The organism is Serratia sp. TSO36, from assembly GCF_057808395.1.
In genome coordinates, this window is sequence record NZ_JBJZOU010000021.1 from 381699 (window position 1) to 407563 (window position 25865).

Consider the following 25865-nt stretch of genomic DNA (forward strand, 5'->3'; position numbering starts at 1 on the left):
ATAAACCAAGGGCGGAATCTTCCGCCCTTGGTTTATTCCAGCTGCTGCAGCTCGCCCTGCTTGCTTACCCGCCAGCGGTGCTCACAAAAGAACAGCAGCGGATTATCCTGCTTGCTGTCGCTGTAACCGCTGTACAGCTTCAGCGGCGCACCGAGCCGCTGCTCCAGCTGCACCACTTTCTGCGCTCCCAGGCAGCGCAGAGTCAAGACCCAACCGCCGCAGCGGCGCGTGATGCGGCTGCCGATCAACCGCACGCGCGGCAGAAACGCCGAGTCGCGATACACCTGCTCCACCAGCCGTTCCGGCGAGCCGGTGATCAGCCACACTTCGGCATCGTGCTCGTCCAGATACTGCCGCAGCCGCATTTGCACCACCGGAAACGCGGTCACCTTCTGGCGGAAGGCCTCGATAAACTGCCGCTCCAGCGCCTTGAGCTTCGCTTCGGCGCGCCCGAAGGTAATCGCCCACAGCAGCAGGCTCATCGGCCAACGCGCGGCGCGCCCCAGCAGCAGCAGCGCCAGGCCGATCGGCGGCAGCACCGGTATCACCAGCAGCAGGTTCAGCGGCAAACGGCGCAGCAGAAAGCGCAAAAAACTGCCGAACATATCCTCCTGATGCAGGGTGCCGTCCAGATCGAAAAAGACCACGCGGCGCCCCTCTGCGGCCGGTTGTTGCTGCTTGTCGCTCAAACGCTACTCCTCGGGATCGTTGAACCCCATCATCCAGGTGAAGAGAAAACCGGCGATAATCGTAATCAGCATCCCCGCCAGATACAACATCACCTTACCTGAGACGATGGTCAACGCCAAAGGCAGCCCCGAAATGCCGAAGGTGATTACCGTCGCCACCTTCCAGTAGCTGATCAGCGCGCCGCCGACCGCCCCGCCGAGGCAGGCGCCGATAAACGGCCGCCCCAGCGGCAACGTCACCCCGAAGATCAGCGGCTCGCCGATGCCGAGAATGCCGACCGGCAACGCCCCTTTGATCACCTTCTTCAGCCGCGCGTTGCGGGTCTTCAACAGCACCGCCAGCGCCGCCCCTACCTGCCCGACGCCGGCCATCGCCAGGATCGGCAGCAGCGGGTTGGAACCGTGCGCCTGCACCAGCTCGACGTGGATCGGCACCAGCCCCTGGTGCAGGCCGGAGAGCACCAGCGGCAGGAACAGCCCCGAGAGCAGCGCCCCCACCAGCAGCCCGCCCTTGTCGATCGCCAGATTGGCGCCGTGGGCGATGGCGTCGGAGATAATGCCGCCGATCGGCTGCAGAATCAGGATCGCCAGCGAGGCGGTGACCAGCGTGGTCAGCAGTGGGTTAAGGATCAGTTCGACCGATTCCGGCAGCAGCGTGCGCAGGCGTTTCTCCACCCAGCACATCAACGCCACCACCAGCAGCACGGCGATCACCCCGCCGCGCCCCGGCTGCAGCGCCTCGCCGAACAAGGTGATCTGCGCCAGCGCCGGGCTGGAGAGAATGCCCGCCATCACGCCGCCCATCGCTTGGGAGCCGCCGAACACCCGCGCGGCGTTGACCCCGACCAAAATGTTCATGATGGCGAACACCGCGCTGCCGAAGATCGCCAGCAACCCCAGCACGTTCGGGTAGTCCACCGCCAGTTGGCCGGCGATGTCGGGCCGTTTCAGCAGGTTGATGATGCCGGTGATCAGGCCCGAGGCGATAAACGCCGGGATCAGCGGAATAAAGACATCGGCCAGCTTTTTCAGCGCACCGCTCATCGGCGCAGCGTATTTTTGCTTGGCCTGCGCCTTGGTGCGGGCCGCGTCACCGACGGCGACGGCAGGCTGCGCGCTACCGCTCAGCAATGCGCGCATGGCGTCCACCACCTTGGCGGCGGCGCCCGGGCCAACGATAAACTGATGCTGCTCACCCTGTTTGATATAGCCCTTCACGCCGGACAGCTGCTTGAGAGCGGCCAGATCCAGACGCTGTTCGTCGCTGACCTCGACGCGCACCCGCGTCATGCAGTTCTCCAGTTTGAGGATATTGCCCTCGCCCCCCACGCCCGCCAGGATCTGTGTCGCCAATGCCGTTGTCTTGTCCATCGCCGCCCCCACCGTGAATTAACGCGCCAGCGCCGCGCGCAGGTAGCCGTCGTGCCGCTGCAGCCGCTGCTGCGCCTCTTCGGCGCTGACGCCGGCCAGAATCATCAGGATCGCCGGCTTGACCTCGAAGCCGGTCTGCGCCAGCGCCGCCTCCGCCTGAGCGCGTTCGGCGCCGGTGGCCTCCACTACGATGCGGCAGGCGCGATCCACCAGTTTGACGTTGGTGGCCTTCACGTCCACCATCAGGTTCTGATAGACCTTGCCCAGCTTGACCATCGCGCCGGTCGACAGCATGTTGAGCACCAGCTTCTGCGCGGTGCCGGATTTCAGGCGCGTCGAACCGGTCAGCGCCTCCGGCCCCACCACCGGCGAGATCGCCACCTGCGCTTCATGCGCGATCGGCGAATCCGGGTTACAGGAGATGGCCACCGTCGGGCAGCCCAGCCCGCGCGCATAGCGCAGTGCGCCGATCACATAAGGCGTGCGCCCCGAGGCCGCCAACCCCACCACCATATCGACGGCGGTCAGATTCAGCGCCCGGAGATCGGCTTCGCCCAGGGCTTCGTCGTCTTCCGCCCCCTCCACCGCCTTGAGCAGTGCGCCCGGCCCGCCGGCGATCAAGCCCACCACCACGCCGTGCGGCACGCCGAAGGTCGGCGGGCACTCGGAGGCATCCAACACCCCCAATCGGCCGCTGGTGCCGGCGCCCAAATAAATCAGCCGGCCGCCGGCCTTCAACGCCGCCGCCGCCAAATCGACCGCCTGCGCGATCGCCGGCAGCACCTTTTCGATCGCCTCCGGCACCTTGCGGTCTTCCTGGTTAAAGCAGCGGACCATCTCCAGCGTCGACATCTCATCCAGCCCCATGGTGGCCGGGTTGCGGGTTTCCGATACCAGTGCGCCTAAGTTCATCTGTTCACCTTTGAATTTTTAATTCACAAATTTAAATTAATATTTGAATATTTTATTCAACAAAGCGAGCGCTATTTGCTATTTTAACGACGAGCTCACAAAAATTTTCACCGCGCGTTTTCGCCGCCTGCGTGGCAAAATGGCCGCTGGTTTCCAGGGAAAGATCAATGAGTACCCTTCTGCGCATACGCCAGATGTATCCGACACTGGCGCAAAACGACCGCAAGCTGGCGGACTTTTTGCTGAACAACGCCGAGCAGGCGCGCCATCTCAGCTCGCAAAAGCTGGCCGAGCTGGCCGGCATCAGCCAGTCGAGCGTGGTCAAGTTCGCCCAAAAGCTGGGCTATAAGGGCTTTCCGGCGCTGAAGCTGGCGCTGAGCGAGACGCTGGCCCAGCCGCAGGCCGAACCGGTAGTGACCGTTCACAACCACATCCTCAGCAGCGACACGCTGAAAATCGTCGGTGAAAAACTGCTGGCGGAAAAGCAGGCGGCGCTGCGCGCGACGCTGGACATCAACAGCGAAGAGCGGCTGCATCAGGCGCTGGACATGCTGCGCCAGGCGCGCCGGGTGATGCTGATCGGCATCGGCGCCTCCGGGCTGGTGGCCAAGGATTTCTCCTTCAAACTGCTGAAAATCGGCGTGATGGCAGTGGCCGAACCGGACATGCACGTCCAGCTGGCGGCGGTTCAGGCGCTGGACAAACGCGATCTGCTGCTGGCTATCTCTTTCAGCGGCGAACGGCGTGAAATCAATCTGGCGGCGGAAGAGGCTCGCCAGGCCGGCGCCAGGGTGCTGGCGCTGACCAGCTTCTCTCCCAACGGCCTGCAGCAGCGCGCGGACCACTGCCTCTATACCATCGCCGAAGAGCCCCACACCCGCAGCGCGGCCATCTCTTCCAGCACGGCCCAGTACGCCCTCACCGACCTGCTGTTTATGGCGCTGATCCAGCACGATCTCGATCATGCCCGCGATCGCATCAAGCACAGCGAACAGTTAATGAAAAAGTTGGTTTAACCGGTATAATGCCGCTGCGAAAATACCCCTGTTAATAATGAGAGATACACCATGGCCCTGCTAATCACACGCAAATGCATCAACTGCGATATGTGCGAGCCGGAATGCCCGAACCAGGCGATTTCGATGGGCGATGAGATTTATCAGATCGATACCGATCGCTGCACCGAGTGCGTCGGCCATTACGATACGCCGACCTGCCAGCAGGTTTGCCCGATCGACAACACCATCATCACCGATCCGCAGCATCGCGAGACCAACGAACAGCTGTGGGACAAGTTCGTGGTGCTGCACCACGCCGATCGCATTTAATTTGCCGCAGGACTGACAAGGGCGCCACAGGCGCCCTTGCTATTTTCAGCTTTCGACGATCACCGTCGCGCAGGCGTAGCGCCGTTCGTCGGCCAGCGAAACGTGGATCGCGGTGACCCCCATCTCCCCGGCCAGCTCGGCGGCGCGGCCGTGCAAACGAATATTCGGCTTGCCCAGCGCATCGTTGAACACTTCGAACTGATTGAACGCCAGGCCGTTGCGAATGCCGGTGCCGAACGCCTTGGCGGCGGCTTCTTTCACCGCGAAACGTTTGGCCAGAAAGCGAATCGGCTGCTGGTGCTGCTGATACAGCGCCCACTCGGCGTCGCTCAGCACGCGGCGCGCCAGGCGATCGCCGCTGCGCTCCACCACCGCTTCGATACGCGCCATCTCGACGATGTCGGTTCCCAGCCCGAGCACCGCCATTACCGGCGCGCTTCCCGCATCAGCACTTTCATGTCGGCAACCGCGGCCGGCAGCCCGCTCATCACCGCCTGGCCGATAATCGCATGGCCGATGTTCAGCTCGTGCATTTCCGGCAGCGCGGCGATCGGCTGCACGTTGTGATAGGTCAGGCCGTGGCCGGCGTTGACCTTCAGCCCCTTCTCGGCCGCGTAAGCGGCGGCTACCGCGATGCGGCGCAGCTCGGCCTGTACCGCCAGCTCGCCCTGCGCTTCGGCGTAGGCGCCGGTGTGGATCTCGATATAGGGTGCGCCCACCGCCACCGCCGCGTCAATCTGACGATGATCGGGATCGATGAACAGCGAGACCAAAATGCCCGCCTGCGCCAGGCGCTCAACCGCCACGCTCATTTTGTCCAGCTGGCCGGCGACGTCCAGGCCGCCTTCGGTGGTCACTTCTTCGCGCTTTTCCGGCACCAGGCAGCAGAAATGCGGCTTCAGCTCAATGGCGATGTCCAGCATCTCGTCGGTCACCGCCATCTCCAGATTCATGCGCGTCTGGATGGTCTGGCGCAGCAGGCGCACGTCGCGGTCGGTGATGTGGCGGCGGTCTTCGCGCAGATGCACGGTAATGCCGTCGGCCCCCGCCTGTTCGGCAATGAATGCCGCCTGAACCGGATCCGGGTATTGGGTTCCGCGCGCGTTACGTAACGTGGCGATGTGATCGATATTGACGCCCAGCAGCAAATCAGCCATGACAACCTCTAAATACGATTTTCAGTGCCAGCAGTTTACACGCGGGCGCAGGGCGGCAAAAGGGGAAAAGGTCAGGCGTCGTCGACCGGCGTATTCGGCTGTTTGCGCACGAACTGGCGGAACAGTTCGCGGCTCTTCAACGGCTTGCCGCCGAGGTAGGGTTTCAGCGCCATGCGGGTGAAACGCTTGGCGGCGCGCAGCGTCTCGGCATCGGGAAACTGCCGCTCCGCCAGCGCGCGCAGTTCGCGCCCGGTGAAGCTGTAGTGATCCACCACCAGGCTGGCGATGAAGCCTTTCTCTTCGCGATAGCGATAGGTCATGGCATCATCCACCGGCAGGCCGCTGCCGGCGCAGTGCAGGAAATCGAGACCGTAGCCCAGGTGGTGCAGCAAGGCCAGCTCGAACTGACGTAGCGCCTGCTCCGGCGAGCTGTCTTCCGCCGCCAGCGCCTGCAGGCATTGCAGATAGTCGAAGAACAGCACCGAGTAGTTGGTTTCCTGCTCCAGCACGCGCGCCAGCAGTTCGTTCACGTACAGGCCGCTGTACAGCATCATGCCGCTGAGGGGTAAACCGAGGGAGACCGCTTCGGCGTTGCGCAGCGTTTTCACTTCGCCGCGGCCGCCCCAGCGCACTAACAGGGGGGTAAAGGGCTGCAGACAGCCCTTGAGATTGGAGCGGCGGCTGCGCGCGCCTTTCGCCAGCAAGCGCACCCGCCCATGACCTTCGGTAAACAGATCCAGCATCAGACTGGTTTCACTGTACGGCCGCCCATGCAGGACGAAAGCGCGCTCCCAGCCGTCCACGGATCGTTACTTCAGATCGTCAACATAGCCCAGGCTGCGCAGCGCACGTTCGTCGTCCGCCCAACCGGATTTCACTTTCACCCACAGCTCGAGATGCACTTTGGCGTCGAACATCTGTTCCATGTCCTGGCGCGCTTCGATGCCGATGGTTTTGATCTTGGCGCCCTTGTTGCCGATGACCATTTTCTTCTGGCCTTCGCGCTCGACCAGGATCAGGCCGTGCACATCGTAGCCGCCGCGATCGTTGGCCACGAACTGTTCGATTTCTACCGTCACCGAGTACGGCAGCTCTTCGCCCAGGAAACGCATCAGCTTCTCGCGGATGATCTCGGAGGCCATAAAGCGCTGTGAGCGATCGGTGATGTAGTCTTCCGGGAAGTGGTGTTCCGCTTCCGGCAGCAGCTTGCGCACGATGCCGGCGATGGTGTCGACGTTCATGCCTTTTTCGGCGGAGATAGGCACCACATCGAGGAAGTTCATCTGCTGGCTGAGGAACGCGATGTGCGGCAACAGCTTGGATTTGTCGGTGACGTTATCGACCTTGTTGATCGCCAGCAATACCGGGCAGCGCAGGCTGCGCAGCTTGTTGACCACCATTTCGTCGTCGGCGGTCCAGTTGGTGCCTTCGACCACGAAGATCACCAGTTCGACGTCGCCGATCGAGCTGCTGGCCGCGCGGTTCATCAAGCGGTTGATGGCGCGTTTTTCTTCGATGTGCAGCCCTGGGGTATCGACATAGATCGCCTGATAGGCGCCATCGGTGTCGATGCCCATGATGCGGTGACGGGTCGTCTGCGGCTTACGCGACGTAATGGAAACCTTCTGCCCCAGCAGTTGGTTCAGCAACGTCGATTTGCCCACGTTCGGGCGGCCGACGATGGCGATAAACCCGCAGTGTTGTTTTACTTCGCTCATTCAAGCTCCAGCTTTTTCAGCGCTTGTTCCGCTGCCGCCTGCTCGGCTTTACGGCGGCTCGAGCCGGTGCCCACCACGGGCTCGCTCAAACCACTCACCTGGCAGTGGATGGTAAACTCTTGGTCGTGCGCTTCACCGCGAACCTGCACCACCAAATAAGAAGGCAACGGCAGATGACGCCCCTGCAAAAACTCCTGCAGACGGGTTTTCGGGTCTTTCTGCTTATCACCGGGGCTGATTTCGTCCAACCGGCTGCGATACCAGTCCAAAATCAGACGCTCGACGGTCTGGATATCACTGTCCAGGAACACGCCGCCGATCAATGCCTCCACCGTATCCGCCAGGATTGACTCGCGGCGGAACCCACCACTTTTCAATTCGCCCGGCCCAAGCCGCAGACATTCGCCCAGGTCAAACTCGCGCGCCATCTCCGCCAGCGTGTTGCCGCGCACCAGCGTGGCGCGCATGCGGCTCATATCGCCCTCGTCGACGCGAGGAAAGCGGTGATAGAGCGCATTAGCGATGACAAAGCTCAGAATCGAGTCACCCAGAAACTCAAGACGTTCATTGTGTTTACTGCTGGCGCTGCGGTGAGTCAAAGCCTGCAGTAAAAGCTCCTGCTGTTGAAAAGTGTAGCCCAGCTTCCGCTGCAGCCTGTTTATTACGATGGGGTTCATGAGTTACCAATAGATCAAGAATGCGTCAAAAACTTGCAGCATACGGAACAGGCCTGCTTCGCCGAAAGCCGATCCAAAGCTGTTTCGTTTGCAGTGGCTCCCAGCAGGGGCCAACTTTTTATCGCTCGAGAAAGTATTCTACAACGAGTGGAAACATAATGCTGTGTTTTATATCCCCTTAATCTTTCACGCCGCAGTAGGCTGCGGCGTGAAATTAACAGGGAATCAGTCAGCGATTAATGAATGCCGCCGATCCGGCTGAAACGCACGCCGGTAGGCCACTCACCTTCCTGCTTTTCAAAGCTCATCCAGATGGCCGTGGCTTTACCCACCAGATTCTTCTCCGGCACAAAGCCCCAGTAACGGCTGTCCGCGCTGTTGTCGCGGTTGTCGCCCATCATGAAGTAATGCCCGGCCGGCACCACCCACTCCGCCAGCGGTTTGCCCGGCTGTTGGTAGTAAGCGCCCACCCGATCCTGCGCGTCCGGCACGGTCAGGATACGATGCGTGACGTTGCCGAGGCTTTCCTGGCGCTCGCGCATGCGAATGCCGCCCGGCGGCACGTTATCGCTCTGCGGGATCTGGTAGAAGCCGTTGCTGGCCTCGCCCATGCCGCTGCGGCTGAACAACTGCACGAAGTCGCTCGGCTGCGCGTCGGCGTAGGTCACCGCCAGCGCGGTATCGCAGGACTGCCCACTGTTGCAGGACGGCTGCACCGTAACGCGCTTATTCACCGGATCGTAAGTAATACGGTCGCCCGGCAGGCCGATCACGCGCTTGATATAATCCAGTTTCGGATCCAGCGGATATTTAAATACCGCAATATCGCCGCGCTTCGGATGACCGGTTTCAATGAGCGTCGTCTGGGTAATCGGATCTTTAATGCCGTAGGCATATTTCTCCACCAGAATGAAATCGCCAATCAACAGCGTCGGCATCATTGAGCCGGACGGGATCTGGAACGGTTCGTAAATAAACGAACGCACCACAAAGACCAGCAACAGCACCGGGAACACCGATGCGCCGGTCTCTACCCAACCAGGCTGCTTCGCCACTTTCGCCAGCGTTTTATCGTCTACGGCGCCCGCGGTCTGCTCGTTGACCGCCGCGATCTTCGCGCGGCGGGCCGGCGCCCATTTAAAGCGCTCGAAGCACCAGATGATCCCGGTGACCAGGGTGGCCAACGCCAGGATCAGGGCAAACATATTCGCCATGCAAACTCCCTCGTTTCGCGAACTCGTCGCGGTTACTTGCCGTCTTTACCGACGTGCAGAATGGCCAGGAACGCTTCCTGCGGCAGCTCGACGTTACCGACCTGCTTCATGCGTTTCTTACCGTCTTTCTGTTTCTGCAGCAGCTTTTTCTTACGGCTGACGTCACCGCCGTAGCATTTCGCCAGCACGTTTTTACGCAGCTGCTTCACGGTGGAACGCGCGATGATGTGCGTGCCGATCGCCGCCTGAATCGCGATGTCGAACTGCTGACGCGGGATCAGATCTTTCATCTTCTCCACCAGTTCACGGCCGCGATACTGCGAGTTGTCGCGGTGAGTGATCAGCGCCAGCGCATCCACGCGCTCGTTGTTGATCAGCACGTCCACGCGCACCATGTCGGAAGCCTGGAAGCGCTTGAAGTTGTAATCCAGCGACGCATAGCCGCGCGACGTGGACTTCAGGCGGTCGAAGAAGTCGAGCACCACTTCCGCCATCGGGATTTCATAAGTCAACGCCACCTGGTTGCCGTGGTAAACCATGTTGGTCTGCACGCCGCGCTTTTCGACGCACAGAGTGATGACGTTGCCCAGGTACTCCTGCGGCATCAGCATGTGACATTCGGCGATCGGTTCGCGCAGTTCCTGGATGTTGTTCAACGGCGGCAGCTTGGACGGGCTGTCGACGTAGATCACTTCTTTGCCGGTGGTTTCCACTTCGTAGACGACCGTCGGCGCGGTGGTGATCAGATCCAGATCGTATTCACGCTCCAGACGCTCCTGAATGATCTCCATGTGCAGCAGGCCGAGGAAGCCGCAGCGGAAGCCGAAGCCCAGCGCGGTGGAGCTTTCCGGCTCGTAGAACAGGGAGGCGTCGTTGAGGCTCAGCTTGCCCAGCGCATCGCGGAAGGACTCATAATCGTCGGAGCTGATCGGGAACAGACCGGCGTACACCTGCGGCTTCACTTTCTTGAAGCCCGGCAGCGCTTTATCCGCCGGCTGACGCGCCTGCGTCAGGGTATCGCCCACCGGCGCGCCGAGGATGTCTTTGATCGCACAGACCAGCCAGCCCACTTCGCCGCAGTTCAGCACGTCGCGATCGACCTGCTTCGGCGTGAAGATGCCCAGGCGGTCGGCGTTGTACACCTGGCCGGTGCTCATGACCTTGATCTTGTCGCCCTTGCGCAGCGTGCCGTTCTTGACGCGCACCAGAGACACGACGCCCAGGTAGTTATCGAACCAGGAGTCGATGATCAGCGCCTGCAGCGGCGCATCAGGATCGCCCTGCGGCGGCGGGATGTCGCGCACCAGGCGCTCCAGCACCTCGGGCACGCCGACGCCGGTTTTGGCCGAGCAGCGCACCGCATCGGTGGCGTCGATGCCGACGATGTCTTCAATTTCCTGTGCGGCGCGATCCGGATCGGCGGCCGGCAGGTCGATTTTGTTCAGCACCGGCACCACTTCCAGATCCATTTCGATCGCGGTGTAGCAGTTGGCCAGCGTCTGGGCTTCGACGCCCTGGCCGGCGTCCACCACCAGCAGCGCGCCTTCGCAGGCCGCCAGCGAGCGGGAAACTTCATAGGAGAAGTCAACGTGGCCGGGGGTGTCGATAAAGTTGAGCTGATAGGTCTGCCCATCCAGCGCCTTATAATCCAGCGTCACGCTCTGCGCTTTGATGGTGATGCCGCGCTCGCGCTCCAGATCCATGGAATCGAGCACCTGCGCGGCCATTTCACGGTCAGACAAGCCGCCGCAGATTTGGATAATGCGGTCAGACAGCGTCGACTTACCGTGGTCAATATGGGCAATAATGGAGAAATTTCGTATATGCTTCATTATAAAAGTTTTTCTGCCTTGGTATTTCTGAATTACTCGCCTATAGAAACCCGCATGGACCTAAAGCGACAGTGAATGGGTTAGGCCGTCTTGCACCTGAATCGCTGCATTCTACATGCCACACCACTGAAAACCTAGCGATCGGTGCAGTGAAGGCATTCTATTATGCGCCGCTAAATGTTACAGGGCGCCCCGGCGGGTGAAAACAGATGTTAACGCGGACGATACGGCCTGAACCCAAGGCTTGCCGATGATTCGTGGCCACCAAACTCCGGCGCTAATACATAACCGGCCGCAGCGCAATAAACCCTCTCCGAAATTATAAAAAAAGAATATTTGGATCAACCTCTTAGATTTCCATCTCACCCCTCTTACTTTAGGAAAAACCCCATATACGCCACCACTGCCCCTCGGATAGAAAGGGCATGAACTCCGCGACAAAACATTATTCAGGGCACTACATCGGCAGCCCACCGGGGTTCACCAGCATATATCCGTACGTTGATTGGAAGGTGCATTATGATCGATAAAGGGCAAATGCTGAGCCGGCACGATTTTTCAAAGGTCAACTGGGGCATTCTGGCGGCGGCGGCGCTGCTGTTTAGCGTGGGGGCGGCGCTGTTGGTGCTGCCGCTGCTGAGCAGCATTGATGAGAGCGAGGTCATCACGCTATTGCAAGCCGGCGCGGGCACGATTTTACTCGGCTGTACGCTGCTGGCGCTGCGGCATTATCTGCGTCCGACGCTGACCTATCGCCTGTACGAGCACGGCGTGCGGGTCTTTGACGGCCACCATCACAAAGAGCGCTTCATCCCGTTTGAGAAGATCGGCGATATCTATCGCTTTCGCGGCGGCCAGGCTTTTGGCGGGCTGTTTGACGTCACGGCGTTCCGCGCCGGCGCGGATCAGCCCTGGTGTACGGTTTTCAGCAATGTCGCCCATTCGTGGCGGCTGGCGGACGTGATCGTCGACCAACAGCTGCAGCAGCGCGGGCCGCTGGCGCTGAATGCGCTCTATCAAGGGGAGACGGTGTCGTTTCACACCGTTGAGGGCGATGCGCGCTGGCTGTGGCAACTGCTGCTCGGCAAGCGGCAAGGCACGCCGACCGAAACGCTGCGGCTGAGCGCCACCCTGCTGACCACTGAGCGGGGCAACGTACCGATCGAGCAGATCCGCGCGGTGGAAAATCATCCACAGCGCGGCATCCGCTTGCTCGACGGCCAGGGAAATGTGCTGTTCGCGATTAACTACGATTCGCTGCTCAGCGCCGATCTGTTCATCGCGCTGCTGGAGCATATGATCCACAACCGCATCCCCGCCTATCACAACCCGGCGATGACGCGGCCGTCGGTTTAAATCAGCGGGGAATTTTCCGCCTGCATGCGCATCGCGGTAGGCGGCAATCCAATCTGCAGCACCACCGGCTGGTAATCGGCCTGCTCACCCAGACGCCGGGCCAACCGGCGCGCCAGCATAAAGGCCGCCGCGCCGCCCAGTACGGCGCCGACGGCCGCCGAGGCGTCGCTGCCGAAACAATATTGCAGCAACGTGCCGCCAAGCATCATGCCCAGCAGCGGCGTCAGGTAAACCAGCATGGCGGAGCGCAGCAGGCTGCCTTCCGCAATGCCGACTTCGACGCGCTGCCCCGGTTCGAGCGGCTGATCGATATGCACCTGCAGCTGATGCTCGGTTTCCGGCACCAGCTCGTTCAGCGCGCGCGCGCCGCAGCCGGAACGCGCGGTGCAGCTGCCGCAGCCGGCCTTGGGTTCACAGCGCAGCAGCGCTACGCCCTGTTGCCACGAAACCACCGTGGCCCACTCTTTCATCATTGCGGCGATACCTTGAAAGAAATGCTGTCGGCGATGCGCTTGGCCGTAGCCGGCGGCAATTCGCCCACGATAGTGATTTCGTTGCCCGCGCGCACTTCGGTCTGAATGGTGCGGCGCCCCTGACGGTAGTATTGCTGCCCGGCTCCGCTGCCCGCCGGGCTGACGTTGACCGAGAAGCTGAACAGGCCGTCGCTGTAGAGCCGGGATTCAACCGGCACGGCGACGTTCGGCAATTTGCGGCGATTGCGCGCCACCTCGTCCACCCCGGCCGGCAGCCAGCCGGTGCTCCAGCTGAGCTTGACGTTTTCTACCGCCGGCAGCGACAGCAGCGGCGGCAGGTTGGCTTTGAGCAGCCCCTGCATCGCGCCCTGCACGTCGGCGCCGACCGCGAAGGAGATCACCCGATATTGCTCCAGCGTTTCGCCGTCACGATCGAGCAGATCCACCCGCAGCGGCAGCTTGGTGTCCTCGTCCATCCAGACGATATAGCTGTAGCGGGAGCCGTCGCGCGCCACCACGCGCAGCACTTCACACGGCCGATCGGCGATGCGGGTGCTGCCCACGGAGATAAAGTCGTAGTACTTGGCCAAGCGGGTGAAATCGGCATAGACGATCGCCGGCAACGCATCGACGATGTGATCGCCGGTGAGCGTGAACGGCTCCAGGCCAGGCTCGAAGTAGCTGATCCCGCCGCCGCGCTGCAACACTTCGCGGCGCGGGCCGTCCATATGCAGCAGTTGGCCGAGCGGCACGTTGCCGATCACCGCATGGCGATAGCGCAACGACTCGATTCCCTGCTTGCTGATGCTGATGTAGGCGAGCTCGTAATTGAGAGAACGGCTGGCGCTGCTCATCTGTTGCAATAACGCCCCGGACGCAGTTGGCTGCGCCGGGGCGATGCTGGAATAGAGCAGGCTGCCCGTCAATAAACAAACGGAGAACCAGATTTGCTTCATTACTGCTGTTGCATTCCTAAAGACTGAGTTCCGGGAACCTGAATGGCGGCCTGTTGCGGGTTGCCTTGCTCAAGCTGCAGCTGATCCGAATGCAGGCGACGTTGCAGTTCATAGTCCTGCAGCATGGCGTTGATACGCTTGCGCTGTTCCTGCACCTGCTGCTGTTGGCCGCTGCCGGTGGAGAAACTGTCGGCCGGGACGCCCAGGCTGACCGGCGAGGCCTGACCCATGATCGGCAGCGTGGTGAAGGCCGGCGATTCGGACGCATTCGATGGCGCAGCAGGCTGGTTATAGTGCTGTACGCCGACGATCACCGCCAGAGACACGCAGGCCGCCATACCGATTTGCGTAATCTGGCTCGCCCAAGGACGCACTTTGTCCCAGAACGGCATTTTCTGCCAGGTGTGAGGCTGCGGCTGAGATTCCTGAACGGCGGAAGGTACCAGCCGGGCGGGTTCTTTCTCAAGTGCAGCGGCTACGCGATCGGCGATGTCGAGATGCATCACTTGCCCGACATCACCTCGCAGTGTGTCACGTATCAGGTGATAGCTCTGCCAGCTTTGTTGAAGCGTTCGATCTTGCGACAGAGAACTCAACAGCTCGCTGTCGAACGATTCACCATCCATCAGAGCGGAAAGCTTTTCTTTCTGCATGCCTAAGTACCCTTCCTGTGCCCGCCATTGCTAACGCTGGATCAGCGGTTGAACTTTATTATCGATAGCTTCCCGGGCGCGGAAAATACGCGAACGTACGGTTCCGACCGGGCAATCCATGATGGCGGCTATCTCTTCGTAGCTTAGACCATCCAACTCCCGCAGGGTAATCGCCATGCGAAGATCCTCGGGGAGCGACTCAATGGTACGGAAAACTATCTGTCTCAGCTCTTCTGACAACATTAAGTTCTCAGGGTTCGAAATTTCTTTCAGTGCGCCCGCACTTTCGTAATTTTCCGCATCGTTGGCGTCCACATCACTGGATGGCGGACGGCGCCCCTGAGCAACCAGATAATTCTTTGCCGTGTTCACGGCGATTCGATACAACCAGGTATAAAAAGCGCTGTCGCCACGGAACGATTCCAGTGCGCGATAGGCCTTGATAAACGACTCCTGCACCACATCGGGCACATCGCCCTGCGGCACATAGCGGGAAACGAGACTCGCCACCTTATGCTGATAGCGCACTACCAGTAGGTTAAACGATTTCTGATCGCCCTTTTGGACCCGCTCGACCAGAACTTGATCCGTTAACTGCTCGCTCATCCGAGGTAAACTCTCCCCAAATCCGTCTCCACGCGTAAAATTGTACTGCCAGCCATACATTATTTTCCTGAGCAAGCACTCGCTTGGAGTTCATATAGAACACGAAGTTCCATATCGCCATTGTTTTTTCTGTTGATGTCACCCTATCCGTGGCTTTTGCCCGGACAGTTAGGCTAACATGAAATTCACTCTTCTTCTGCACACATCATACGTTATGCAACCATCATCTGAACATGTAAGCGATGTACTGATCGTCGGCAGCGGCGCTGCGGGCCTGTCACTGGCGCTGCGCCTGGCGCAGCATTGCAAGGTTACCGTTCTCAGCAAGGGGCCGCTCAGCGAGGGAGCCACCTTTTACGCCCAGGGCGGGATCGCCGCGGTGTTCGATGAGACGGACAGCATTGCCTCACACGTTGATGACACTTTGATTGCCGGCGCCGGCCTGTGCGACAAAGAGGCCGTCGAATTCATCGCCGGCAACGCGCGCCACTGCGTGCAGTGGCTGATCGATCAGGGCGTGCTGTTCGATACCGAGGTCAACGCGCAGGGCGAGGAGCATTATCACCTCACGCGCGAAGGCGGCCACAGCCATCGCCGCATCCTGCACGCCGCGGACGCGACCGGTAAGGAAGTAGAGACCACGCTGGTGGGGAAAGCAAGCGCTCACCCCAATATTTGCGTGATGGAGCGCCGCAACGCGGTTGACCTCATCACCTCGAACAAAATCGGCCTGCCGGGCACCCGCCGAGTGGTGGGCGCGTACGTCTGGAACCGCGAGCTGGAGCGGGTGGAAACCTACCGCGCCAAAACGGTGGTGCTGGCGACCGGCGGCGCGGCCAAGGTATACCAATACACCACCAACCCGGACATCTCCTCCGGCGACGGCATCGCCATGGCCTGGCGCGCCGGCTGCCGGGTCGCCAACCTGGAGTTCAACCAGTTTCACCCGACCTGCCTGTTCCATCCGCAGGCGCGCAACTTCCTGCTGACCGAAGCGCTGCGCGGCGAAGGGGCTTACCTGAAGCGCCCGGACGGCAGCCGCTTTATGCCGGATTTCGACCCGCGCGGCGAACTGGCCCCGCGCGATATCGTCGCCCGCGCCATCGACCATGAAATGAAGCGCCTGGGCGCCGACTGCATGTACCTGGACATCAGCCACAAGCCGGCGGAGTTCATCACCCAGCACTTCCCGATGATCCACGAGAAGCTGCTGACGCTGGGCTTCGATCTGACCCGGCAGCCGATCCCGATCGTCCCGGCGGCGCACTACACCTGCGGCGGCGTGATGGTCGATCAGCACGGCCGCACCGATCTCGACGGGCTGTACGCCATCGGCGAGGTCAGCTATACCGGCCTGCACGGCGCCAACCGCATGGCGTCGAATTCGCTGCTGGAGTGCCTGGTGTACGGTTGGTCGGCGGCGGAAGACATTCTGCAGCGCCTGCCGTTCATTCAGCAGGCCAAACAGCTGCCACACTGGGATGAAAGCCGGGTGGACGATGCGGACGAACGGGTGGTGATTCAGCACAACTGGCACGAACTGCGGCTGTTCATGTGGGATTACGTCGGCATCGTGCGCACCACCAAGCGGTTGGAGCGCGCCCTGCGCCGCATCAACACCCTGCAGGCGGAAATCGACGAGTACTACGCTCACTTCCGCATCTCCAACAACCTGCTGGAGCTGCGCAATCTGGTGCAGGTGGCCGAGCTTATCGTGCGCAGCGCCATGGCGCGCAAAGAGAGCCGCGGCCTGCACTACACGCTGGACTACCCGGATTTGCTGCCGGAAGCGCTGCCGACCATTTTGCAGCCTTAAACGCTGCGACAGGGCGCCTAATCGGCGCCCTTTTCTTTTCAGTAGAACAGGTAGAAGTCGGCGATCAAATGGCGGAAATCGTCGGTGTAGCTGCCGTCGGCCTGCTTGATCGCCAGCGCCTGCTCCCGCAGCGGCGTTTCCCGCCGCGTCAGCGCCAGCAGCACCCGGTGCAGCGGCGTATCGGCCCGATCGCTGACGTTCACTTTCACCGCCGTGTGCCAGCCGCTTTGCTGCGCCAGGCGTTCGAATTCGGCGCCGATATCGTGCGGCAGCACCACGCAGAACGTCCCCTGCGCCGCCAGCAGCTGCGCCGCACAGGCCAACAGCGCCTCGTGCGTCAGGGTTTCGGTGTAGCGCGCGTTGTGGCGCGCCTGGTCGCGGCAGGCCACCGCCGGCTCGAAATACGGCGGATTGCTGACGATCAGATCATACTCAGCGGCATGCCGCTGCGCATAATGGTGAATATCCTGCGCATGCACGCGGATGCGCTGCGGCCACGGCGATGCCGCCGCGTTTTCGCGCGCCTGGCCGGCGGCGGCTTCGTCCAGCTCCACCGCGTCAATGGTCACTTCGTCGCCGCTGCGCTGCGCCAGCATCAGCGCGATCAGCCCGCTGCCGCTGCCGATGTCCAGCACCCGGCGCGCCTGCCCCAGCGGCGCCCAGGCGCCGAGCAACACCCCGTCGGTGCCCACTTTCATGGCGCAACGATCGTGGGCGACAAAGAATTGTTTAAAGGTAAAACCCCCGCGGCGCGGGGTAAAATCGGCTTTCGATCGCTTGCTCACACTCACCACCTGGCTATAAAACTGGCGTAGCATAAGGCAATCTGATCGGCGGGAAAAGAGCGGCTTTCCGCTTAAATAGGTGAAGATCGCGGCCAACCCGTCTATAATCGGCGCCCCAAGTAGAGGTAGACCATGACAGCAACCACTTTTTCCGAACTCGAACTCGATGATCGCCTGATCGACGCGCTGCGCGACAAAGGCTACGATCGCCCCACCGCCATTCAGGCCGCTGCGATCCCGCCGGCGATGGACGGGCGCGACGTCTTAGGTTCGGCTCCGACCGGCACCGGCAAAACCGCCGCCTTCCTGCTGCCCGTTTTGCAGCACCTGCTGGACTTCCCGCGCAAGAAATCCGGCCCGCCGCGCGTATTGATCCTGACGCCAACGCGTGAACTGGCGATGCAGGTCGCCGATCAGGCGCGTGAATTGGCTGCTCATACCTCGCTGGATATCGCCACCATCACCGGCGGCGTCGCTTACATGAACCACGCGGAAGTGTTCAGCGAAAATCAGGACGTGGTGGTCGCCACCACCGGCCGTTTGCTGCAATACATTAAAGAAGAGAACTTCGACTGCCGTGCGGTGGAAACCCTGATCCTCGACGAAGCCGACCGCATGCTCGACATGGGCTTCGCGCAGGACATCGAAACCATCTCCGCCGAAACCCGCTGGCGCAACCAGACGCTGCTGTTCTCCGCCACGCTGGAAGGCGAAGCGATCCGCGAATTCGCCGAGCGCATCCTGAAAGAGCCGGTGGAAGTGGAAGCCGATCCGTCGCGCCGCGAACGCAAAAAGATCCTGCAGTGGTACTACCGCGCCGATGACGTGCAGCACAAAACCGCGCTGCTGATCCACCTGCTGCAGCAGCCGGACGTGCAGAAATCGGTGATCTTCGTGCGCAAACGCGAACGCGTGCACGAGCTGGCCACCTGGCTGCGCGAAGCGGGCATCAACACCTGCTATCTCGAAGGCGAAATGGTGCAGGCCAAACGCAACGAAGCGGTCAAACGCATGATGGATGGCCGGGTTAACGTGCTGGTGGCCACCGACGTTGCCGCACGCGGCCTGGATATCCTCGATATCACCCACGTGTTCAACTTCGACATGCCGCGCACGGCGGATACCTACCTGCACCGCATCGGCCGTACCGGCCGCGCCGGGCGCAAAGGCACCGCCATTTCGCTGGTGGAAGCGCACGACCATCTGCTGCTGGGCAAAGTGGGCCGTTACCTGAACGAGCCGCTGAAAGCGCGCGTGATCGACGAACTGCGGCCAAAAACCAAGGTGCCGAATGAGAAGAGCAACGGCAAGCCGTCGAAAAAAGTGCTGGCCAAACGCGCGGAAGATAAAGCGAAGAACAAAGAAAAGGCCAAGGTGAAAGTGCGCCATCGCGACGCCAAAAACGTCGGCAAACGCCGTCAGGCGAAGGCCAAACCGGCCGGCGACGCGGAATAACCCCCCGCTGCCTAAGAAAAAACCGCCTGTACAGGCGGTTTTTTTATGGGCGTTTACGGCTGCGCGTAGTGCGTGGCCAGGCGGTGCCCCTGCAGCCATTTGTCCAGTTCGCGGAACTGCGCCTTCAGCTCGTCATTCTGCAAATGCGCCGGCGTTTGCGAGAAATAAAACTGGAACGCAACGCCCTGCTGGTTGCGCGCCCGGGCATCGGCCCCGGCCTGCAACAACAGCAGCGCCAGGTGCGGCGCGTTAATCTTCGCCGCCAGATGCAGCGGGGTATCCCCCAGCCGATCGCTCAAGGTGGTGTCCGCCCCGGCCGCCAGCAACAGCCGCAGTTGATCTTCGCGCCCGGCCAGCACCGCCGCCGCGAGCGGCGTGGCGCCGGTAACGGCATTGCGCACGTTCACCGGTGCCCCTTCGGTCAGCAGCAACCGCAGGTACTGCGCGTCTTGCAACATCGCCGCGGTGTGCAGCGCGCTGTTGCCGTCCAGCCCCGCCGCCGCCGGGTCGGCCCCGAGATCCAGCAACGCCTGCACGCTACCCGGCTGCTGCGAAAGCACCGCCCACTGCAACAGCGTGACCTGCCGATCGCCCCGCTCGCGCAAACGATCCTGCGTGGCCTGCGCACGGATGCCCTGCGTATCGCCGCGCGCCACCGCCTGAGCCAGCGCCAGATTGCTGTGGCCGTCAAACGGCGAAATCTCCTGCCCCATCTGTTGCTCCTTAGCCATCATCAGTAAACCGGTCACCGCGACCAGCGCCAGTAAGGCTATCGCCAGCGCCCACCGCAAGCGACGCCCTTCAGGCATTGGCCTTCGCCTCCCACGGCTTTTGTTCCGTCATCGAGCTTATCACCTTGTCGATGCCGTGCGCCGTCAGGCTGCGATCCAGATGCTTGCTCGGCCGCCAGTCATCGATGCCGGTCAGGGTATCGTTGTTGGCCAGGGTGATGTTGTGGCCGATGGCGTCCGGGATCAGCGAGGTCGATTCTTGGGTGCTGGTCAGCATGTCATATTGCTCGCTGTAGCGGCGAATGCTGCCGGCTTCGGCATCTTTCTTCGCCGCCGCCGGATCGATACCCAGGCGATTCAGGGTGTAATCCGAGACCCCGGCCGCGTTGAAGGTGACCGCGACGGTGCCGGTCGCCAGCGCCGCCGTGGCCGCCAGACCACCGCCGAGCGAATGGCCGGCGATCACCAGCGCATCGCCGAAGGCCGCCTTGGCGCTTTTGGCAGCGGCAACCGCCTGATTGTACTGCACATCGTCATAGCCCGTCGCCTGCCGCACGTTGCTCAGCCAGTCGCGCCAGTCGTTGGTACCGGCGAACGCCAACACATACTGCTTGTCGTTGCTGTAAATCCCAGCCTGGAAACCGCTGCCCGCGTCGTGCAGGCTGGCGGGATCGATGCCGAAACCGAGCAGCGCGCTGTCGCTCAGGCGGTTGAACCCGGCGGCACCCTGGCCATTGAGTGAATAAACGTCCTTGGCCAACAGCGCCAACGCATAATCCCCCTCCTGCGATTGCTGCCCCCGCGTCACGCCCGGCGCTGCCGCCGCCGTCGGCGCCGCCGCTGAGATATCGCCGACCAGCGTATTCAACAGATTCTGCGCATTGAGCGTGTTCTGAGAGGGAGAGGCCACCGGCGCCGGATTTGCCGGCGTTGCCGCGGGCAGCGCCGCCGTCGCCGTCTCGGCAGCGGCGCGAGGTGTAGGGATCGCGGCCACCGGGGATACTGCAGAGGTAAAACTTAAAGGCATACTCATGCCGACTCCTTGTCGATAGACTTTTTATTGAGCACCTGAATAGGTGCTGATTTAGCTATCGGCAGGTCGGATGAGTTCTGTATTAGAAATGCTTATCTTTGTGCAGAATGTGATCCGCGTTCGATTTTCGGCCGTCAAACGCAGAAAAGGGAGCCGAAGCTCCCTGATTGACTGCGCCGCAAATTACAGGCTTTCGGTAAAGGTGCGGGCGATAACGTCGCGCTGCTGTTCCGGCGTCAGGGAGTTGAAGCGCACCGCATAGCCGGACACGCGGATGGTCAGCTGCGGGTATTTTTCCGGGTGCTTGACCGCGTCTTCCAGGGTTTCGCGACGCAGCACGTTGACGTTCAGGTGCTGGCCGCCTTCCACGCGCACGGTCGGCTGCATTTCCAGCGGCACTTCACGGTATTCGATCTGGCCCAGATCGCTCACCGCGACAACCTGATCTTCCGCGTAGTTGGCCTTGGCGCACACGCAGCGAGCTTCCGCTTTTTCATCGTCCAGCAGCCAGAAAGAATTCACCAGCGCCTGGTCGTTCGCTTTGGTAATTTGAATACCGGTAATCATTATGTTGCCTCCGTACAAGGGCGTAAAAATTCACGTCGTGAGAAAACCCAATTCTGGTTTCGGCCATTTGGTAAAACCATTGTTGTCTTGTTGTTCTGTATACCAGCCTGACCAAGCCAGTTCCTTGATTAAAGTCAATTTTTACCGGGTAGGCACAAGACGTGAAGGGGCAAATTTATGTTTTATATCAATTTTCCCACTGCGGCAAAAACCAATTATTTTTGTAAATTTTCAAAATTAATTGCATAAGACGCAGCGGCGAGAAATGAAAAGCGGGTTTCGCTGCGCGAGCCGACACGGTAAGCTATAGCCCATGAATTGCTAAAGAAAACAAAGGAGAGCGTTTATGGCCACCTCCCTCACCTGGCATGACGTGATCGGCAAAGAGAAAGAGCAGCCCTATTTTGTTGAAACGCTCGCCTTTGTTGCCGCTGAACGCCAGGCCGGTAAGACCATTTATCCACCGCAGAAGGACGTGTTCAACGCTTTCCGCTATACCGAGCTGGCGGACGTCAAAGTCGTCATCCTCGGCCAGGATCCCTACCACGGCCCCAATCAGGCGCACGGCCTCTCTTTCTCGGTGCGCCCCGGCGTGCCGGCGCCGCCGTCGCTGGTGAACATGTATAAAGAGCTGGCGACCGACATTCCCGGTTTCGAACGCCCGGATCACGGCTATCTGCAAAGCTGGGCCGAACAGGGGGTGCTGCTGCTCAACACCGTGCTGACGGTGGAAGGCGGCCGCGCGCACTCGCACGCCAACCTGGGCTGGGAAACCTTTACCGATAAAGTGATCGCCGCCCTGAACGAGAACCGCGAAGGCGTGGTGTTCCTGCTGTGGGGCTCGCACGCGCAGAAGAAAGGCAACTTTATCGACCGCAACCGCCACCATGTGCTGAAGGCGCCGCACCCGTCGCCGCTCTCCGCCCACCGCGGCTTCCTCGGCTGCCGCCACTTCTCGCAGGCCAATCAGCTGCTGGAGCAGCAAGGGCTCACGCCGATCGACTGGATGCCGCGCCTGCCGCAGGCGTAACCCAGAAACAAAAAAGGCACCCTCGGGTGCCTTTCTTTATGCCGTTGCCGGGGCGATTACGCCTTGGCTTTGGAGACCGCAACCATCGCAGGGCGCAGCAGGCGGCCGTTCAGCGTATAGCCTTTCTGCATCACCATCATCACGTGGTTCGGCTGATGATCGGCGGATTCCATCATGCTCATCGCCTGATGCACTTCCGGGTTGAACGGCACGTTGACGTCGCCGACGATTTCGATACCGTACTTACGCACCACGTCCAGCAGCGATTTCAGCGTCAGCTCGATGCCTTCGATCATCGCGGCCAGTTCCGGATTGTTTTTATCCGCCAGATCCAGCGCGCGCTCCAGGTTGTCGATCACCGGCAGCAGATCGCCGGAGAATTTCTCCAGGGCGAACTTGTGCGCTTTCTCGACGTCCAGTTCGGCGCGGCGGCGGATGTTCTCCGCTTCGGCTTTGGCGCGCAGCAGGCTGTCGCGCTCGTGCTGCTGAGCTTCCGCCAGTTGGGCTTCCAGTTCGGCGATACGCGCATCGCGCAGATCGACGCCTTCCGCCGCTTCCGGCAGCGTATCCTCGTGGTGAGCGTGTTGTTCCATTTCTTCCGAGACTTGCTCGTTTGGCGTCTTCTGTTCTTTACTACTCATGAATATCTCCGCGTTTTAGCATTAATCTCGCAACTTGGCTTATTATGGGGATCAAAACCGGGGTTTCAAGTCAACCGGTCACAATGTGGGGCATAAACGGCTCCCGGTGAGGAAAATCACAACAAATGAATAAAAAATTCGCCTGTATTGGCATTGTTGGCCACCCGCGTCACCCTTCAGCGCTGGCAACCCACGAGATGCTGTTCCACTGGCTGGTCGCCCGCGGCTATTCGGTGATGGTCGAACGCCAGATCGCCCATGATTTAGGGCTGAAAGACGCCGTGACCGGCAGCCTGGCGGATATCGGCCAGCGCGCCGACCTGGCGGTGGTGGTCGGCGGCGACGGCAACATGCTCGGCGCCGCGCGCGTGCTGGCGCGCTACGACATCAAGGTGATCGGGGTCAACCGCGGCAACCTCGGCTTCCTCACCGATCTCGATCCCGACAACGCCCTGCAGCAGCTGGCGGACGTGCTGGAAGGCGAGTACATCGACGAACAGCGTTTCCTGCTGGAAACCATCGTGCATAAAGAGCACCAGCAGTGCCGCATCAGCACCGCCATCAACGAAGTGGTGCTACACCCCGGCAAAGTGGCGCACATGATCGAATTCGAGGTGTACATCGACGATCGCTTCGCCTTCTCGCAGCGTTCCGACGGCCTGATCATCGCCACGCCGACCGGCTCCACCGCCTACTCGCTCTCCGCCGGCGGACCGATCCTCACCCCGTCGCTGGAGGCGATCGCGCTGGTGCCGATGTTCCCGCATACCCTCTCCGCCCGGCCGCTGGTGATCAACGGCGACAGCACCATCCGCCTGAAGTTTTCGCAGATCGGCAGCGATCTGGAGATCAGCTGCGACAGCCAGATCGCGCTGCCGATCCAGGAAGGCGAAGAAGTGCTGATCCGCCGCAGCGATTTCCACCTGAACCTGATTCACCCGAAGGACTACAGCTATTTCAACACTTTAAGCACCAAACTGGGCTGGTCGAAAAAATTGTTCTAAAATCTGCGCCGGCCACTTTACTGTATATAAAACCAGTTTATACTGTATGAAACTACAGTTATGTGTTTATACACAGGAAGGTTCCCATGCTGGCGCAATTAACCATCAGCAACTTTGCTATCGTTCGTGAGTTGGAAATCGATTTTCAACCGGGTATGACGGCGATCACCGGTGAAACCGGCGCCGGCAAATCCATCGCCATCGATGCGCTGGGGCTGTGCCTCGGCAACCGCGCCGACGGCAACGTGGTGCGCCTGGGAGCCGCCCGCGCCGACATCTGCGCCCGTTTCTCGCTGGCGGACACCCCGTCCGCGCGCGAGTGGCTGGAACAGAACCAGCTGGACGACAGCAACGAATGCCTGCTGCGCCGGGTGATCAACGCCGACGGCCGTTCGCGCGGCTTTATCAACGGCACCGCCGTGCCGCTGTCGCAGCTGCGCGAGCTGGGGCAACGCCTGATCCAAATCCACGGCCAACACGCCCATCAGCTGTTGCTCAAACCGGAGCACCAAAAAGCGCTGCTCGACGCCTACGCCGACGAACCCGCCCTGCTGGCGGCGATGAGCCAGGCCTACCAACGCTGGCACCAGAGCTGTCGCGAGCTGGCGCACCATCAGCAGCAGTCCATCGAGCGCGAAGCGCGCAAGCAGCTGCTGCAATACCAATTGAAAGAGCTGAACGAATTCGCGCCGCAGGCCGGCGAGTTCGAACAGACCGACGCCGAGTACAAGCGCCTGGCCAACAGCGGCCAGCTGCTGACCCTCAGCCAGCAGGCGCTGCAGCTGCTGGCCGACAGCGACGAGAACAACATGCTCAGCCAGCTCTACAGCGCCAAGCACCTGCTGCTCGAGCTGGCCGGGCTGGACGACAAGCTCAGCGGCCTGCTGGACATGCTGGAAGAGGCTTCTATCCAGATCAGCGAAGCCAGCGACGAGCTGCGCCACTACGCCGATCGCATGGATCTCGATCCCAACCGCCTGCACGAGCTGGAACAGCGCCTGTCGCGCCAAATCAGCCTGGCGCGCAAACACCAGGTCGCGCCGGAAGAGCTGCCGCAGCTGCATCAGCAGTTGCTGGATGAACAGCAGCTGCTGTCGCAGCAGGAAAGCGACCATGAGCACCTGAACGAGGCGGTCACCCTGCATCACCAGCAGGCGCTGGCGCTGGCGGAACAGCTGCACCAGAAACGCCTGCATTACGCCGCCGAGCTGACCACGCTCATCACCGACAGTATGCAGGCGCTCTCCATGCCGCACGGCAAGTTCAACATCGATGTGCGTTTCGAGCCGCAGCATCTGAGCGCCGAAGGGGCCAGCCGCACCGAGTTCTGCGTCTCCACCAACCCGGGGCAGCCGCTGCAGCCACTGGCGAAGGTCGCCTCCGGCGGTGAGCTGTCACGCATCGCGCTGGCGATTCAGGTGATCACCGCCCGCAAGATGGAAACCCCGGCGCTGATCTTCGATGAGGTGGACGTGGGTATCAGCGGCCCGACCGCCGCCATCGTCGGCCGCCTGCTGCGCCAGCTCGGCGAATCCACCCAGGTGATGTGCGTGACCCACCTGCCGCAGGTGGCCGGATGCGGGCATCAACACCTGTTCGTCAGCAAGCAGACCGACGGCACGGTCACCGAAACCCAGATGGCGCCGCTGGATAAACGCGCCCGGCTGCAGGAGCTGGCGCGCCTGCTCGGCGGCAGTGAAGTCACCCGCAATACGTTGGCGAACGCCAAAGAACTGCTGGCGGCATAAAAAAGCTCAACTTTTTCACTTTCCTGCGGTCTGACAGTGACGCTGTTGACCCGAAAGATATCTAAAGTGCGGCGCGGCGGCGATCCTAAGCCTCCTCAACGGCCTGAAACAGG

General features: G+C 61.2%; 27 protein-coding genes. 8 read left to right on the top strand and 19 right to left on the bottom strand.

The annotated features are described in order from the left end of the window. Positions 1 to 32 precede the first annotated feature (32 nt). From yfhb to murQ, 3 genes are read right to left on the bottom strand one after another with little or no spacing between them, the layout of a single operon-like run. Positions 33 to 689 carry a phosphatidylglycerophosphatase C gene (yfhb, locus tag ACK3CV_RS19295; RefSeq protein ID WP_033635618.1) on the bottom strand — a complete coding sequence of 219 codons (657 nt, stop codon included), beginning with the start codon at positions 687 to 689 and terminating at the stop codon, positions 33 to 35. Between the two features lie 3 nt (positions 690 to 692). Continuing rightward, positions 693 to 2060, bottom strand: coding sequence for a PTS transporter subunit EIIC (locus ACK3CV_RS19300; protein ID WP_033635619.1), 1368 nt, complete (start codon positions 2058 to 2060; stop codon positions 693 to 695). A gap of 18 nt (positions 2061 to 2078) precedes the next feature. After that, a complete protein-coding gene (gene murQ / locus ACK3CV_RS19305; protein ID WP_033635620.1) occupies positions 2079 to 2972 on the bottom strand; it encodes an N-acetylmuramic acid 6-phosphate etherase in 894 nt (297 codons plus the stop codon). A gap of 167 nt (positions 2973 to 3139) precedes the next feature. Between murQ and ACK3CV_RS19310 the strand changes: the two genes are divergently transcribed. Next, positions 3140 to 3988, top strand: a complete 849-nt coding sequence (locus tag ACK3CV_RS19310) for a MurR/RpiR family transcriptional regulator (RefSeq protein ID WP_033648938.1) — start codon at positions 3140 to 3142, stop codon at positions 3986 to 3988. Between the two features lie 51 nt (positions 3989 to 4039). After that, the gene (locus ACK3CV_RS19315) at positions 4040 to 4300 is read left to right on the top strand and encodes a YfhL family 4Fe-4S dicluster ferredoxin (RefSeq protein ID WP_033632309.1); all 261 of its coding nucleotides are present in this window, start codon (positions 4040 to 4042) and stop codon (positions 4298 to 4300) included. A 45-nt stretch (positions 4301 to 4345) separates the two neighbouring features. Here the strand turns inward: ACK3CV_RS19315 and acpS are convergent, their stop codons facing one another. From acpS to lepA, 7 genes are all read right to left on the bottom strand, one after another. Beyond that, positions 4346 to 4726, bottom strand: a complete 381-nt coding sequence (gene acpS / locus ACK3CV_RS19320; RefSeq protein WP_004929169.1) for a holo-ACP synthase — start codon at positions 4724 to 4726, stop codon at positions 4346 to 4348. Then, positions 4726 to 5457 (bottom strand): pyridoxine 5'-phosphate synthase, encoded by a 732-nt coding sequence (gene pdxJ / locus ACK3CV_RS19325; RefSeq protein WP_025303943.1) that lies wholly within the window; start codon positions 5455 to 5457, stop codon positions 4726 to 4728. The genes acpS and pdxJ overlap by 1 nt, the downstream gene beginning before the upstream one ends. A 71-nt stretch (positions 5458 to 5528) precedes the next feature. Continuing rightward, on the bottom strand, positions 5529 to 6260 hold the full coding sequence (gene recO / locus ACK3CV_RS19330) for a DNA repair protein RecO (RefSeq protein WP_004929165.1): 732 nt from the start codon (positions 6258 to 6260) through the stop codon (positions 5529 to 5531). A gap of 6 nt (positions 6261 to 6266) precedes the next feature. After that, positions 6267 to 7175, bottom strand: a complete 909-nt coding sequence (era, locus tag ACK3CV_RS19335) for a GTPase Era (protein ID WP_004929162.1) — start codon at positions 7173 to 7175, stop codon at positions 6267 to 6269. Further along, the gene (rnc, locus tag ACK3CV_RS19340; RefSeq protein WP_004929158.1) at positions 7172 to 7852 is read right to left on the bottom strand and encodes a ribonuclease III; all 681 of its coding nucleotides are present in this window, start codon (positions 7850 to 7852) and stop codon (positions 7172 to 7174) included. Before rnc ends, era begins: the two co-directional genes overlap by 4 nt. Positions 7853 to 8088: 236 nt before the next feature. After that, positions 8089 to 9066, bottom strand: coding sequence for a signal peptidase I (gene lepB, locus ACK3CV_RS19345; RefSeq protein ID WP_164037930.1), 978 nt, complete (start codon positions 9064 to 9066; stop codon positions 8089 to 8091). Positions 9067 to 9098: 32 nt separating this feature from the next. Next, the gene (gene lepA, locus ACK3CV_RS19350) at positions 9099 to 10898 is read right to left on the bottom strand and encodes a translation elongation factor 4 (RefSeq protein WP_033635625.1); all 1800 of its coding nucleotides are present in this window, start codon (positions 10896 to 10898) and stop codon (positions 9099 to 9101) included. Positions 10899 to 11417: 519 nt separating this feature from the next. Between lepA and ACK3CV_RS19355 the strand changes: the two genes are divergently transcribed. Beyond that, positions 11418 to 12254, top strand: a complete 837-nt coding sequence (locus tag ACK3CV_RS19355; protein ID WP_033635626.1) for a hypothetical protein — start codon at positions 11418 to 11420, stop codon at positions 12252 to 12254. Here ACK3CV_RS19355 and rseC read toward each other — a convergent pair. From rseC to rpoE, 4 genes are read right to left on the bottom strand one after another with little or no spacing between them, the layout of a single operon-like run. Continuing rightward, positions 12251 to 12727 (bottom strand): SoxR-reducing system protein RseC, encoded by a 477-nt coding sequence (gene rseC / locus ACK3CV_RS19360; RefSeq protein WP_033635627.1) that lies wholly within the window; start codon positions 12725 to 12727, stop codon positions 12251 to 12253. The genes ACK3CV_RS19355 and rseC overlap by 4 nt on opposite strands. Further along, complete coding sequence (rseB, locus tag ACK3CV_RS19365; RefSeq protein ID WP_033635628.1) at positions 12724 to 13683, bottom strand: sigma-E factor regulatory protein RseB; 960 nt, start codon at positions 13681 to 13683, stop codon at positions 12724 to 12726. The genes rseC and rseB overlap by 4 nt, the downstream gene beginning before the upstream one ends. Next, complete coding sequence (gene rseA / locus ACK3CV_RS19370; RefSeq protein WP_164037928.1) at positions 13683 to 14336, bottom strand: anti-sigma-E factor RseA; 654 nt, start codon at positions 14334 to 14336, stop codon at positions 13683 to 13685. Before rseA ends, rseB begins: the two co-directional genes overlap by 1 nt. A gap of 30 nt (positions 14337 to 14366) precedes the next feature. Further along, positions 14367 to 14942 carry an RNA polymerase sigma factor RpoE gene (rpoE, locus tag ACK3CV_RS19375; protein WP_004929136.1) on the bottom strand — a complete coding sequence of 192 codons (576 nt, stop codon included), beginning with the start codon at positions 14940 to 14942 and terminating at the stop codon, positions 14367 to 14369. 214 nt (positions 14943 to 15156) lie between these two features. Here rpoE and nadB point away from each other — a divergent pair, with 214 nt between their 5' ends. Then, the gene (nadB, locus tag ACK3CV_RS19380; protein ID WP_170310565.1) at positions 15157 to 16758 is read left to right on the top strand and encodes an L-aspartate oxidase; all 1602 of its coding nucleotides are present in this window, start codon (positions 15157 to 15159) and stop codon (positions 16756 to 16758) included. A gap of 38 nt (positions 16759 to 16796) precedes the next feature. On the opposite strand, the gene trmN is transcribed toward nadB, so the two are convergent. Next, positions 16797 to 17576, bottom strand: coding sequence for a tRNA(1)(Val) (adenine(37)-N(6))-methyltransferase TrmN (gene trmN / locus ACK3CV_RS19385; RefSeq protein ID WP_060423226.1), 780 nt, complete (start codon positions 17574 to 17576; stop codon positions 16797 to 16799). A 99-nt stretch (positions 17577 to 17675) separates the two neighbouring features. On the opposite strand from trmN, the gene srmB reads away from it, so the two are divergent. After that, positions 17676 to 18998 (top strand): ATP-dependent RNA helicase SrmB, encoded by a 1323-nt coding sequence (gene srmB / locus ACK3CV_RS19390; RefSeq protein ID WP_025303951.1) that lies wholly within the window; start codon positions 17676 to 17678, stop codon positions 18996 to 18998. A 53-nt stretch (positions 18999 to 19051) separates the two neighbouring features. Here srmB and ACK3CV_RS19395 read toward each other — a convergent pair whose 3' ends face one another. The 3 genes from ACK3CV_RS19395 to grcA form a co-directional block, all read right to left on the bottom strand. Continuing rightward, positions 19052 to 19807, bottom strand: coding sequence for an ankyrin repeat domain-containing protein (locus ACK3CV_RS19395; RefSeq protein ID WP_164037925.1), 756 nt, complete (start codon positions 19805 to 19807; stop codon positions 19052 to 19054). After that, positions 19800 to 20762, bottom strand: coding sequence for a Tle-like phospholipase domain-containing protein (locus ACK3CV_RS19400; RefSeq protein WP_154030226.1), 963 nt, complete (start codon positions 20760 to 20762; stop codon positions 19800 to 19802). Before ACK3CV_RS19400 ends, ACK3CV_RS19395 begins: the two co-directional genes overlap by 8 nt. A 183-nt stretch (positions 20763 to 20945) precedes the next feature. Next, positions 20946 to 21329 (bottom strand): autonomous glycyl radical cofactor GrcA, encoded by a 384-nt coding sequence (gene grcA, locus ACK3CV_RS19405; RefSeq protein ID WP_004929114.1) that lies wholly within the window; start codon positions 21327 to 21329, stop codon positions 20946 to 20948. Positions 21330 to 21675: 346 nt separating this feature from the next. Here grcA and ung point away from each other — a divergent pair, with 346 nt between their 5' ends. Then, positions 21676 to 22359, top strand: coding sequence for a uracil-DNA glycosylase (gene ung, locus ACK3CV_RS19410; protein WP_033635636.1), 684 nt, complete (start codon positions 21676 to 21678; stop codon positions 22357 to 22359). A gap of 56 nt (positions 22360 to 22415) precedes the next feature. On the opposite strand, the gene grpE is transcribed toward ung, so the two are convergent. Then, positions 22416 to 23000, bottom strand: coding sequence for a nucleotide exchange factor GrpE (gene grpE, locus ACK3CV_RS19415; RefSeq protein ID WP_025159545.1), 585 nt, complete (start codon positions 22998 to 23000; stop codon positions 22416 to 22418). Positions 23001 to 23125: 125 nt separating this feature from the next. On the opposite strand from grpE, the gene nadK reads away from it, so the two are divergent. Then, the gene (gene nadK, locus ACK3CV_RS19420) at positions 23126 to 24004 is read left to right on the top strand and encodes an NAD(+) kinase (RefSeq protein ID WP_019452304.1); all 879 of its coding nucleotides are present in this window, start codon (positions 23126 to 23128) and stop codon (positions 24002 to 24004) included. 86 nt (positions 24005 to 24090) lie between these two features. After that, a complete protein-coding gene (gene recN / locus ACK3CV_RS19425; protein WP_033635637.1) occupies positions 24091 to 25752 on the top strand; it encodes a DNA repair protein RecN in 1662 nt (553 codons plus the stop codon). The last annotated feature ends 113 nt before the right edge of the window (positions 25753 to 25865 follow it).